This is a genomic window from Aureliella helgolandensis, from assembly GCF_007752135.1.
GTDB classification, from domain to species: Bacteria; Planctomycetota; Planctomycetia; order Pirellulales; family Pirellulaceae; genus Aureliella; species Aureliella helgolandensis.
In genome coordinates, this window is sequence record NZ_CP036298.1 from 3,465,728 (window position 1) to 3,477,640 (window position 11,913).

Consider the following 11,913-nt stretch of genomic DNA (forward strand, 5'->3'; position numbering starts at 1 on the left):
GGGACCCGGCTGCTTGATTCTGACGATTACGAAACTCAGACAATATTGTTGAAAGAGGATACGCATGCGAACTTTGGACGCTTTGAGCCGGCGGCTGAGCCTTGGGGTGGCCGTCTGCGGATTGCTTTTCTGGCTCCTACCGCTTCGAGAAGTGGCGGCAGACGACGTTTTGATCGAAGATTTTGAGGCGGAAAGCTACGGTGAGTGGACGATTACCGGGGATGCTTTCGGCCCTCAACCCGCCAAGGGGACACACCCCAACCAGCAAGCGGTCGTCGGTTTCCGGGGGACGGGACTGGTCAATACCTTCCGTGCTGGTGACCCATCGATCGGTTCCGCCACGAGCCCCGAATTTGAAATCTCTCGGAAATATGTTGGCATGCTGATTGGCGGGGGGGCGAGGATCGAGGAAACCGCCGTCGAATTGTTGGTCGAAGGAACGGTCGTGAGGAAGATGGCGGGTGACGACAGCGAGGAGTTGGAGTGGAAGAACTGGGATGTGAGTCCGTGGTTGGGAAAGCAAGCGCAGATTCGGATTGTCGACCAAGGCACGGGTAGCTGGGGGCATCTCAATGTGGATCATTTGATCCAATCCGACAAACGCCCCACGCGTTTTGATCTCGAATACCGTTTGAGCGAATACCGTAAATCGACCGACTATCTAGCGGAGCCCCTGCGGCCTCAGGTGCATTTTAGTCCCGAGATTCATTGGATGAACGATCCGAACGGCTTGGTGTTCCATCAAGGGGAATACCATTTGTTCTACCAATACAACCCTGCGGGAAATACGTGGGGGCATATGAGTTGGGGACACGCCGTGAGCCCCGATTTAGTGCACTGGGAGCACCTTCCACTGGCGATTCCTGAAGAGGATGGTGTCATGATCTTCAGTGGTTGCTGTGTGGTGGATCACGACAACACCGCAGGTTTGGGTACCAAGGATGATCCGGCCATGGTGGCGGTGTATACCGGACATGGACATGGAAAGCAGGTGCAGAATTTGGCCTACAGTACCGATCGGGGCAGGACTTGGACCAAGTATGCGGGCAATCCTGTACTCGACATCAATAGTTCCGCTTTCCGAGATCCCAAAGTCTTCTGGCATGCTCCTTCGCAGGAGTGGAAGATGGTCGTTTCCTTAGCCGATGAAAAAGTCCTCGTGTTTTACGGCTCCTCAGATCTACTGCAGTGGAATGAACTCAGTCGCTTTGGGCCCGCTGGGGTGGTTAGCAAGTCCAATTGGGAGTGCCCTGACCTGTTCGAATTGCCCGTTGAAAATGGTAGCGAGGAGACGCTTTGGGTGTTGGAGGCGGATATGGGGAGTGGCGCGATCGCTGGTGGGAGCGGCGGCGAATATTTTGTTGGTAAGTATGATGGAGTTCGCTTTTCCCCGATCCAAGACTCACAGTGGGTCGACCATGGACGCGATTTTTATGCACCAGTCAGTTGGTCGGATCTACCAGAAGAGGACGGGAGACGTATTTGGATTGGATGGTTCAACAACTGGGAAACTTGCTTAGTCCCCACCTTCCCTTGGCGAAGTTGCATGTCGATTCCTCGCGAACTGAGTTTGCGGCGGATACCAACTGCCGCGGATGCGTCTCAATCTGCGGTCGTGCTGGTGCAACGGCCTGTACGCGAGCTGGAGGCATTGCGTCAAGGGGGAGAGCAGATCGATACCTCCGCTATTGGTTGGCCTCCTCAGTCGGTGACAACTCAAGGGCAGATCGCGGAGCTGAGCTTTGATTTGGAAATGACGCTGGAGCCGGGGGAGTCGCGTTCATGCGGAGTGCGAATTCGGACTGGCGAAGGGGAATTTATTGAGGTTGGTTACGATCGAGAGCCTGGAGTTGTCTATGTGGATCGCACCCACTCGGGAAATGTCGACTTCCATCCAGGTTTCGCAGGCCGTCACGCTGCCCCAACGCGTCTGCAGGACGGAACCGTGACGCTCCGAGTTGTTGTGGATCGCTCAACGATCGAAGTCTTTATCAACGACGGCGAAGCAGTGATCAGCGATCGCGTATTTCCGACGAGTCAGCAAGCGGTCCTCGAAGTCTTTGGAGGGGGGCCAACGGCTAAAATCTCCAAGATGCAGCTCTGGCCGCTGAAATCGATTTGGATGGACCGGGATTAGCTGCGGAAGCTCTTTCGAGACGGCTGCGAACCAGGGCTAGACCGTCGAACAATCGTCGTGGATTGAATGCCGGTTTGTGGGCGAGGCACGGATGCCAAGCGAGCCGATAATGCAGGCCGCTTGTCACCTCGTCTGGGACGACACACACTGCTACAAAATCTGGTCCAATCAACCTGCAGCCTTGCTAAAGGTGGGGGCACTTGCAATCGACAGATGGGGCGACACCGGCTAAGCTGCGGACCTCTTTTAAACAGACCATGTGCCGAAGTTGTGACGGAAATTGCAGTTTTGTGCCCTCACTTGACAACTAGATTCCATGCCAGAAAACGCGCCATTCCTAACTTACAAACATCGCAATCAAACGATTGAAGGCTATTCACGCGCAGCGGTTCAAAGCTACTGGAGATTGCCCGAGCTTAAAATCGGATTTGATCTAGGTGCGCAGCCCTGGGACTTCATGGGAACTGCCACCTGGGCCATTACGCACGGCCATTTGGATCACGTAGCTGCCTTGCCGGTCTACGTGGCTCGACGGCGAATGATGAAAATGGAGCCGCCGACCATCTATCTCCCCGGACATATTCTGCCTGGTGTGGAGGCATTGCTGAAAGCCTATTCGCGGCTTGATCGTGGTCGACTTCCTTGCGAATTGATTCCGGTTGAACCTGGTGACGAGATTGAATTGTCACGTGAATTGGTGATGTCGGTTCATAGGACGACGCATACGGTGCCCAGCGTCGGTTATTTGATTTGGGAGCGGCGCAACAAGCTACGGCCAGAATTTCAAACGCTGAGCGGGCCGGAGATTCGTGATATACGCATGTCTGGGACGGAAGTGAGTGTGGAGACCCGTCTTCCTCTGGTGGCCTACACGGGCGATACGAGTCCACCTGGCTTAGATCAGAATCCACAGTTTTTAGAGTCTCAGATCCTGATCACGGAAATGACCTTTGTGGCTCCGAAGCACCGCAAAGAGAAAATCCACAAGCATGGCCACATGCACTTGGACGATTTTGTGGAGCGGGCTGACGCGTTTCGCAATGAGTTGATTATCGCCGCCCACTTTAGCGTCCGTTACAATGCGCAGCAGGTTCACCGGCAAGTCGAGAAGAAGTTGCCTGGACTGCTTGACGGACGCCTCAAAATCTGGCTTCCCGACGAACGCGTCGACCAGTCCTCTCAGTAGGCTCTCAGCGGGACCATGGTCTTGGGGCAAGCACTGGTTTGGGCCAGAGGAGTGCTTGGGGGCATCACACCGCTGGTGTAGGGGGGGGGCATCTTTTTGCGCGGACATCTTTGCGCGGCAAGCAGTGCGGCGGGTGCGGGGAAGGTATTTGTGCCGCTACCGCCTCGCACGCTCGTGTGGGGGACAGCTTGGATCCGCGCCGATTCCGCGGTATTCACGTGGGGATTTTCATGGCCAGGCCTCAGCCGCTATTGGTATCTACCCCTAAACTTCGCTAGGATAAAGATGTGTGCAGGCAGCCTCTGCTGCCTTTGTTCACTTCACACCTTACACCTACTGGAGATTTTTGCATGCGTTTGCGAACGAGTGCATTCGTTTGGTTGTTTCTTGTACTCCTGGCGCCAAGCCATCTGAGGGCTGAGAACGAGGGGGTCGAAAAACTGGACCAAGCTACCGATGCGAAAATCGGTGCGCAGTCTCCGGCTGATCTGGGCAAGGTCATCGAACTGTGCGAGCAAGCCATTGAATTGGGGCTCGACGAGCCCAATGCGAAGCTAGCCAATCAGATATTGGCTGCATCTGCCTTTCAACGCGCTCAGCTCTTGTGGCAGCAGCTGCCGCGCATCGCGAGCAATCCAGCTGCCGTGGGCCGCCTGCGGGAGCGGACCGTCGAAGATCTAGAAAAGGCCGTTGCGGCCAATCCCAATTTGCCGGATGCCTTAATCCTGATGGCGAAAATCAAAGCCCTGGCCGGCGGGAGCCGCAGTCAAGCCAAGGAGCATGTTGATCAAGCGATCGAGCTGCTTAAGGATAAGCCGGTCGACTTGTCGTCGGCATTGATTCTCCGCGCAGGACTACGCGAGAGCAACGAAGAAAAACTCGAAGATCTGCAAAAGGCCATTGAAGCCGATTCGACCAACACCGATGCGTGGCAAGCCCGGGTTATGCTGCAGATGTCGATGGGCAAATTGCAGGAGGCGGTGGATGACGCCGAACGCCTGCTTGAAAAAGATGAAGACAATATGTTTGCGATTGGTGCAGCCATCCAGTCGTTACTAGGACTGCAGAAAGTTGATGAAGCCATCAAGTTGTTATCGGCACGCATTGACAAGACTCCTGAAAATGGAGCTTTCTACCGAGAGCGTGCCCGTGCCTACCGTCTGAAATCCTACCAGGATGACCTGGGGGAGGAAGAGCAGCGAGCAGCTCAAGATGCGGCCTTCGACGATCTAAATAAAGCTATTGAACTCAATAATCGCGACTATGAAGCCTTGGTGATGCGTGGAGAAATTCACTACCTGAGAGGTGATACCGAAAAAGCCAATCGAGATATTAGCGACTCCTTGCTCATTGAGCCGAATTCCGTGGGAGGGGTCATGATGCGCAGTATGGTGGCCGCGCGCGAGCAGCGTTATTCCGATGCGATCACTGATATGGAAATGCTGGTGCGAGCCTCCCCGACTAACACCGCTTGGATCAAGCAATTAGCAAACTATTACCAGCTCGATGATCGCCCTCGATTGGCCATCCGGCTACTCAGCGAGCTGATCGAATCTGACCCCAAGGACTGGGAGTCGATGCGATACCGAGGGGATGCACTCTTGAGTGTTGGCGAGCATGCGAATGCGATTGCCGACTACGAAGCAGCATTGAAGACCTTGGAAGAGCAGCGAGGCGAGACGGAGGACGATCCCAAGTTGGATTACGACTACAGTGGTCTGCTGAATAACCTGTCGTGGGTTTTCGCGACCTCCCCCAACGAGGAACTGCGCGACGCGACTCGTGCTTTGGAGCTGGGGCTCAAGGCGTGCGAGGTCACCGATTACAAGGCGCCACATATTCTGAGCACCCTAGCTGCGGCCTACGCGGAGAATGGTGATTTTGAAAATGCTCGTAAGTGGTCTGCCAAATCGGTCGAGTTGGCGTCTGAGGATGAAGATGGCGATCAAGAGCAGCTGGAGCATTTGAAAAAAGAGCTCGAGAGCTACCAGCAAGACAAGCCCTGGCGTGAAGAGCAAGAGGTGGAAGAGAACAAGCGCCCCATCGCGGCCGCATCGGAAACCATCGACACGTAAATCGGCAAGTCCACAAAAAAAGCCAGCCTTCGCAATTGAAGGCTGGCTTTCTTTTTTTAGTGACCCCTATACCGCCTGACTTAGTCGAGTGGTGTACTCTAGCGCGGGGTGGCTGCTGGCCCGCGGAATCGGAAATACCGCTAAATCGTTCCGCACCCTTTACTGGGCTGCGAGGAATACGAAGGGCGGATACGGCACTTTCTTGTTTTAGGTGCATGATTTTGATTCTGCCCAGTCTCACTTCTGAGAGTCTCACCATGCTTTTAGTCGAGTTTTTCAACGATGTTTATGCTCCCCATCGTTTGCGCGGCAAGTCTCCGAACAGCTTTCGTTTATACGAATTGACAATACGGCAGTTTCAGCGGACGCTCCAGCGTCCGCCAATAGTCGAGGATTTGACGGACATCAATGTTCTTCGACACCTTCAGCGCAGGCACGAAGTAGCGGCCGCAACACGAAACAAGGAATTAGCTCAGCTTTCCGCGCTTTGGCGGTTTGCGAGTCAACGTGGGCTTTTGACTACTTGGCCGCAGGTCAAAGACGAACCAGAACCAGAACGAATTCCAATTGCTTGGACTCGGAACGATATTGCAAAACTTAGTACCGCAATTGATGAACAGACGGGGTACTTTGCTGGCGTGCCGCGAAGCGTCTATTGGCGTTGCTTGGTTGCGATCTGTCTGGATACCGGGGAGAGGATTTCGGCAATCCGCGCGATTCAGTGGAGTTGGATAGATGGGCAATGGTTGATCATTCCGGCTGAAGCTCGCAAGGGCAAGACTCGGGATCGTCGCTACAGACTCGGTGTTGATTCTCAGGGGTGGGTTGAGCGAATGCGGAAGTACAGCCATGAAGAGGAGCTCTTCCCCTGGCCTTACTCACCAACCTACATTTGGCGAGCTTGGAAGGATGTCGTTCGGGCTGCAGGTATTGCTCCAAGTTCTGATCGAGCGTTTCATGCTTTCCGAAAAACCGTAGCCTCTGTCCTGAATCAAGAGGGGATGGACGCGCAGAACGCGTTGGACCATTCCGACAGGAGGACCACGCTTAGGTATCTTGATCCGCGATTCATTGAGACTCGCCAAACGTCGGACGCAATCAGGGACTGGACGCGCCGGCAAGCTTAGTGCTTGCAGTATCGAACAATGCAATTGATCAGACTAACGGGATATTCCAAGGAGCATCCCGCATTCGGGTTTTGTCGCAATTGCTTATAGGACTAAAATATGCAGCTTGTACCAACAGGCGATCCGTAAGGTGTTCGCACGTTCATTGAAGAACAAATGTATGCGAATCGAGACGAACCGGCTATCGTTTCGTTGCTCCCGCGATTTCTAAACCGAATTGAGCGCGAAGTAGCGACGTGGGAATGGGCTCCATGGCGAAGAACTGAACCAATTTCTAATTATTAGTCAGCCGATTGCGTTTTATCTCGAGCTTGTATTGGCCCACTAAGCTGCTTAGCAAATATAGCTAGCAACTTGCACGCAACTATCGAAAGTAGTACGATTGGCTGCCTCTAGATTGTGTTGTCCGCGGTTCAACCTTGGGCATTCCTATCAAACCACTTTATCCGCGGATGATCCCGGGATAATTATGAATTATCGCACACAATAAATGAACTTCATCCCGCCGACGCCATTTGCTAAATCCTTTACTTGCCCTCTTTGCGGTGCGATTGCACAGCAATGCTGGAGTATGATGACTTTCTTCGGGGGAGAAGTGAACTCAAATGTTGATAATCACCCGATACGTGTTGGCCATTGCACTCATTGCGAAAAACACACAATCTGGTTGGTGGACGAAATGCTATATCCATTCACCGGATTAGCACCACGCCCGAACACTGAGATGCCGCCATCAGTCCGCAAACTCTATGAAGAGGCCGCAGCTCTTTTCACGCGTTCCCCGCGCGCTTCTGCAGCATTGCTTCGCTTATCCATTCAGGTGCTCTGCGTTGAACTCGGTGAAAAAGGTAAGAACATAAATGCCGACATTGCAGCGCTTGTCAACAAGGGGTTGCCTTCCATTGTGCAGCAGTCATTGGACATTGTCCGCGTGACTGGCAATGAAGCTGTCCATCCCGGCCAAATTGACACTGACGATCCGAATGTCGTGGACTCGCTGTTTGAGCTCACAAATCTGATTGTTGAATACATGATCGCCATGCCCAAGAGAGTATCGGGGCTTTACACCAAGCTACCTGAGAAAGCTCGTGACGCGATAACTCGGCGGGATCAGACGAAGTCATTATAAGTAAGCGATGCACGAAGGTTTTCCGCTAACACGTGTTCAAGATTGAAGATTAATCGCGGGCGAACGACAAAAGATAGCCATGCTTGAATCGCATCCACACATTGAAAGTCCCGAATCCTTCACGTCGATTTGGCGATACATGACAATCGACAAGTTCCTGCATTTGCTAACGTCATCCTCACTTTGGTTTTCACGTTGCGATTACTTCGAGGATGGATGGGAGGGACGGTACTCCAAAGCAACATTCCAAACTTTTCTGAAGAGTTTCAAAGGGCCAGAAGAGAAAATCCATGATCTCTGGACTTCTTACCAGAATCGAATTAATGAGCTTCGTAATTGCCTGTACATAAGCTGCTGGCACATTAGTGAAGAAGAATCTGCGGCACTTTGGCAAATCCATTCGGCCTACGGAAAATCGGTTGCAATTAAATCAACTCTACACCGCCTGCGGGACGCCGTAGCAGATGTTGATCCGCCCATTTATTACGGCCGCGTCAAATATTTGGACTACGATACTGAAACAATGCCAATGCAGAATTTGTTTACACCATTCATGCGAAAAAGGCGTTGTTTCGTATTCGAAAATGAATTGCGTATGTTGCACTGGAATCCTGAATTGATGGATTTAGGCAACGATAGTTCTGAAACCGAGTTTCCTTCTGGTTCAAGTATTTCCGTAAAACTTGAGCCGCTTATTGAAACGCTTTACGTGTCGCCACACGCCGATAGCTACATGCGAGATACTATCGCACTTCTTATTGATAGATTTGGGCTCTCAAAATTAGAAGTCGTGCAATCGAACCTGTTTGCTGCGCCAATGTGAAGATTCTGATTGTAAATGAGTGCGCCCGGGCCTCGGTGGCAGAAGGATTGACAATTGACAATCATTTCCCGCGGCTAAGTGAGTCCGCCACTACCAAAGGCCTTCGGTCTTTGTCCGACGTCCCATTGCGAGCAATTTAGCTTCCGCTTTGTCGCGAACTTTTAGGCAAGGGGTATCCATCGGTGCGCCGGTGCGGGGGTTGGCTGCAACCGATCCATTCGCGGCGATGTGTACAATAGCGATCCGCTGGTTTGTCTCTCTGCTAACTCGGATCGAAGAGGAAGCGTTTGAAGGTGAATAGACTTCAAACTCGGATTCTACCTTCGATTGGTGTTTGTATTTCAATTTAAATGGCGCGGTTGGAATTCGATTCAGCATCACCTTATTTACGACAAAAGTAGAAGCTTGACCTTGAGTAGTAGTGGTAGTACTATTGGTTGGTGGTTGTCCTTTAAAGGTGCTGCCATGGCTGTTGGTTTGTTCGTAGGTGAATTGCACTATACGTCGATTGGTCCCGTCGTTTCTTCTATCATTTCAATCAGAATTGTTTGACAGCATGACACAGCATGAGTTTTTGGGAGGACCGCTGTCCGGCCTCCGAATTGATTATGATTTCGCTCGACCGACAAAGGATGTCGAGACTCTGACCCGCTATCCGAATCGCATAGTCCTTGATTACGACACGGTCGCACACCCTGCCAACGCTTGCGCTGATCCGAGCGCACCGGTCGCAGTTGGACGTACTAAGATTTCCGCCGTTTACGAATTCGACGATGAAACTGGAAAGTATAGCTTCGACGGCTGGTCTCTCGCGCCTGGGCTTCCCTTGCAAACTGACGACGAGATAAATTAAGTTTTTCCGGCTTTTTACTACCTTCCGAGACGCAGGCTCCTCCATGGTGTTGGTTCCTACGCCAGAATTGAGTACGGCGTTTTATGGTTCGCATTGTCTAAGGCAGGCTAAAACTCCGCCTCCTGACATTAGGCTACCATAGCCCCTCGGTCTTCATCCGGCGCCCCATTGCGAGCAATTTGGCCTCGGCTTTATCGCGAACCTTTAGGTAAGGGTTATCCATCGGTGCGCCGGTGCGCGGGTTGGCGGTCACTGCGCCGCACTTTCTGACGTTGGCTCGTGCCTCTTTGTACTCGCAATAATTCGCGGCGTATATGTTGGCCTCTTGCCGGCTGTTCCCCTGTTGTAGTAGCAGCGCGAACACGGCAGCGTGGTCTGGTACTTCAGGAAGTTCGGCCGCCTCCGCTTTGGTCGCTTTGGTCGCTTTGGTCGCTTTGGTCGCTTTGGTCGCTTTGGTCGGTTGCGTCTGCTTGGCTGTTGGCGTCTTTACTTTGCCCACGGTTTAATCCCTTCGAATGGCTTTAATTGATCGGCGGTGAATGATTCGGTCAGCTTGGTAGCGTCGTTGGCTTCCTTGCGGGACGATAGCCGCGGAAGGACTGGGAGGTCCTCTTCGATCTCGCGGACCAGGTCGAACGCTCCGTCCCCCTCCGAGATGTCGAATTGCTCGAATCGGGGGTTATAGTTTAGGTTCATCGAACCGCGGGCCAACACTTTGAACGCTTGACATTCTATCGTGCTGATCTTGGCGTGGTTCATGCAAACGCGGACGGCGTCGCGGCCGTAGCGGTCGCGCCATCGGGCGATCAATTCCGCGTTGCGCTGTTCGGCTGAGCGGTCAATAACTAGCGTGGCTTGTTCGATGATCGACTCGCGGAAGAAATACTCGAACGCTTCCACCTCGTATTCTGCAATGCACCAAGTCCACACTGATGCGCGAACGGGGCCGGTTGCTTGGCTTATTACGTGGCGAACAACGTCGATCATGGAGATTTGGCCGCGGGTGATCGCGAATAGCGACATACCCGGCTCGATAGGTCCGATGGTCTCGGCGGCGGTATGGAATCCTTCGACGGCTCGGGCGATTCGCTTTGATTGTCGGGCGGTTGGTTTGTCGTCGCTCGCAGCGAACAGGGACGGTTGGCGGCTCATTGGTTGGCTTTTCGTTTTGGTGTTAGGGTTAGTTGGAGTACGTCGCACAATCTCGCGGCGTTGCTGCTGCTGGTAGTCCCGCCGGACAAATAGCGGCGGATAGTATCCTCGCTAGGCTTTCCCTCGCAGAGCTTTGCAAGCGCGTACGGGGTTAGTCCCATTTGCTCGGCTCGCTTCGCAATCGCGGCTTGGAGCTGGTCGGCTGGTTGGTTCATTGGTTGCGGCTTTCGTGAATGGACTGGGCCTGCTTTCGCTGGTCGATTTGTCTAGCTTCATTGTGCCCGCATTTGTGCGGGTAGGCAAGGAATCTATCGACATTCCGGCGCTAGGATCGCCATATTAGCGATCGAACACCTAGACGCACCTGTGAGGCCGCGCGGGCCTCCGGCACCCCTCGGCGGCGGGGGGCGGTCAGATTGTGGCGCAGGGCCGGGACGTAGACCGCAGGTTAGGCGCGCACATTTTTGGCGCATTTTTTGGGGGGGGGTATAGGTTCGGGAAAAAAAAGCGGCCGCCAAATCGGCGGCCGGTCGCTGGTCGGTTTCGATTGGGCGTTACTCCAAATTCAGAGGCCCGAAGGCAACGCGTTTTTTTCGGCGGAAGTCGCCATAACTCGTAACTCCCACCGGCGCTTGGTCGCCGTCAGATTTTAGGTTGCCAATGTAGGGAACCTTATCCTTGATGAAAGCGTGGAGGACTTCGTCGCCGGGGGTTCGATAGTGGCTACTTTGGTTTAGGGGTTTGGCGTCGAATCCTTCGGTTGCAAATCGAATCCGGTAGGTCACCTTCCAAAGTTTTACCGCGTCCTCCACCACTTGGGTCGCGGCGATCTTAGCCACCAGCGCGTGGCCTGGGTCGGCTCCATAGAATTCATCCGAGTTCGAATGGTTCTCATAGGCTAGAATCGTCGCCGGGCTGAAGACCGCCTGGTAGCGTTCGACGGTTAGAACCGGATAGATTACCGGCTCCACAATTGGCGGATCGAATGGAAGGCCGGCCGAGTTCAAAACGTCCTTTGGTGGCGTGGAATAGTCTTTGTGTAGAATCTCTTCGCCATACTCCGAATCCCAACTGATGATCGGCGGCCGGGAGATTGCTTCGGGATAGTCGTCCTCATTTTCCTGGCTTTTGCTTCGTGGGTCGTTGTCGAATTCAACGCGCACAATCCAAACTAGGCTTTGCTTCGGGTCGCGTTTCGGCACCTTCCTTTTGCAGACGGCCGCGGAGTCGATTTCGCCGGCGTAGGAGTACGTCGATACTCCAACCCTTGGTAGGCCGACGGTCGACCATATCTCGATAGGCCCCTGGGTTTTGTTGTCGGCAATTACCAGATACTCCAACGAATAGCGGCGCAATAGCTTTTCGTCGCCGAGTTCTATTGATCCCTCTTGGCCGGCGGCCTTTCGAATTCCTTTGATTGTTGGCATTTAT

At 53.3% G+C, this 11,913-nt stretch carries 11 protein-coding genes; 7 read left to right on the forward strand and 4 right to left on the reverse strand.

Annotation, left to right across the window (positions count from 1 at the left end; all coding sequences use genetic code 11):
- Positions 1-64: 64 nt before the first annotated feature.
- The 6 genes from Q31a_RS12295 to Q31a_RS12320 all read left to right on the forward strand — a co-directional run bounded on the left by Q31a_RS12295 (position 65) and on the right by Q31a_RS12320 (position 8,477).
- On the forward strand, positions 65-2,137 hold the full coding sequence (locus Q31a_RS12295) for a glycoside hydrolase family 32 protein (protein ID WP_145077965.1): 2,073 nt from the start codon (positions 65-67) through the stop codon (positions 2,135-2,137).
- A 316-nt stretch (positions 2,138-2,453) separates the two neighbouring features.
- Positions 2,454-3,323 carry an MBL fold metallo-hydrolase gene (locus Q31a_RS12300; RefSeq protein WP_145077968.1) on the forward strand — a complete coding sequence of 290 codons (870 nt, stop codon included), beginning with the start codon at positions 2,454-2,456 and terminating at the stop codon, positions 3,321-3,323.
- A gap of 350 nt (positions 3,324-3,673) precedes the next feature.
- Positions 3,674-5,398, forward strand: a complete 1,725-nt coding sequence (locus Q31a_RS12305) for a tetratricopeptide repeat protein (RefSeq protein WP_145077970.1) — start codon at positions 3,674-3,676, stop codon at positions 5,396-5,398.
- Positions 5,399-5,655: 257 nt separating this feature from the next.
- Positions 5,656-6,525: a tyrosine-type recombinase/integrase gene (locus Q31a_RS12310; protein ID WP_197356774.1), complete on the forward strand. Its 870-nt coding sequence runs from the start codon at positions 5,656-5,658 to the stop codon at positions 6,523-6,525.
- A gap of 490 nt (positions 6,526-7,015) precedes the next feature.
- Positions 7,016-7,654, forward strand: a complete 639-nt coding sequence (locus tag Q31a_RS12315; protein WP_145077974.1) for a DUF4145 domain-containing protein — start codon at positions 7,016-7,018, stop codon at positions 7,652-7,654.
- Positions 7,655-7,733: 79 nt separating this feature from the next.
- Complete coding sequence (locus tag Q31a_RS12320) at positions 7,734-8,477, forward strand: hypothetical protein (RefSeq protein WP_145077976.1); 744 nt, start codon at positions 7,734-7,736, stop codon at positions 8,475-8,477.
- A 90-nt stretch (positions 8,478-8,567) separates the two neighbouring features.
- Here the strand turns inward: Q31a_RS12320 and Q31a_RS12325 are convergent, their stop codons facing one another.
- Positions 8,568-8,975 (reverse strand): hypothetical protein, encoded by a 408-nt coding sequence (locus tag Q31a_RS12325; protein WP_145077978.1) that lies wholly within the window; start codon positions 8,973-8,975, stop codon positions 8,568-8,570.
- Positions 8,976-9,033: 58 nt separating this feature from the next.
- Here Q31a_RS12325 and Q31a_RS12330 point away from each other — a divergent pair, with 58 nt between their 5' ends.
- Positions 9,034-9,330, forward strand: coding sequence for a hypothetical protein (locus tag Q31a_RS12330; protein ID WP_145077980.1), 297 nt, complete (start codon positions 9,034-9,036; stop codon positions 9,328-9,330).
- Positions 9,331-9,463: 133 nt separating this feature from the next.
- Here Q31a_RS12330 and Q31a_RS12335 read toward each other — a convergent pair whose 3' ends face one another.
- The 3 genes from Q31a_RS12335 to Q31a_RS12345 form a co-directional block, all read right to left on the reverse strand.
- On the reverse strand, positions 9,464-9,829 hold the full coding sequence (locus Q31a_RS12335; protein WP_145077982.1) for a P27 family phage terminase small subunit: 366 nt from the start codon (positions 9,827-9,829) through the stop codon (positions 9,464-9,466).
- Positions 9,817-10,482 (reverse strand): hypothetical protein, encoded by a 666-nt coding sequence (locus tag Q31a_RS12340; protein ID WP_145077983.1) that lies wholly within the window; start codon positions 10,480-10,482, stop codon positions 9,817-9,819. The genes Q31a_RS12335 and Q31a_RS12340 overlap by 13 nt, the downstream gene beginning before the upstream one ends.
- Before the next feature lie 554 nt (positions 10,483-11,036).
- Positions 11,037-11,909, reverse strand: a complete 873-nt coding sequence (locus Q31a_RS12345; RefSeq protein ID WP_145077985.1) for a hypothetical protein — start codon at positions 11,907-11,909, stop codon at positions 11,037-11,039.
- Positions 11,910-11,913: the final 4 nt, after the last annotated feature.

What these genes read in the sequence shown, in the direction of transcription:
- Q31a_RS12295 (WP_145077965.1), top strand. Translation starts at nt 65, where the DNA reads ATGCGAACTTTGGACGCTTTGAGCCGGCGGCTGAGCCTTGGGGTGGCC.
- Q31a_RS12300 (WP_145077968.1), top strand. Translation starts at nt 2,454, where the DNA reads ATGCCAGAAAACGCGCCATTCCTAACTTACAAACATCGCAATCAAACG.
- Q31a_RS12305 (WP_145077970.1), top strand. Translation starts at nt 3,674, where the DNA reads ATGCGTTTGCGAACGAGTGCATTCGTTTGGTTGTTTCTTGTACTCCTG.
- Q31a_RS12310 (WP_197356774.1), top strand. Translation starts at nt 5,656, where the DNA reads ATGCTTTTAGTCGAGTTTTTCAACGATGTTTATGCTCCCCATCGTTTG.
- Q31a_RS12315 (WP_145077974.1), top strand. Translation starts at nt 7,016, where the DNA reads ATGAACTTCATCCCGCCGACGCCATTTGCTAAATCCTTTACTTGCCCT.
- Q31a_RS12320 (WP_145077976.1), top strand. Translation starts at nt 7,734, where the DNA reads ATGCTTGAATCGCATCCACACATTGAAAGTCCCGAATCCTTCACGTCG.
- Q31a_RS12330 (WP_145077980.1), top strand. Translation starts at nt 9,034, where the DNA reads ATGACACAGCATGAGTTTTTGGGAGGACCGCTGTCCGGCCTCCGAATT.
- Q31a_RS12340 (WP_145077983.1), bottom strand. Translation starts at nt 10,482, where the DNA reads ATGAGCCGCCAACCGTCCCTGTTCGCTGCGAGCGACGACAAACCAACC.
- Q31a_RS12345 (WP_145077985.1), bottom strand. Translation starts at nt 11,909, where the DNA reads ATGCCAACAATCAAAGGAATTCGAAAGGCCGCCGGCCAAGAGGGATCA.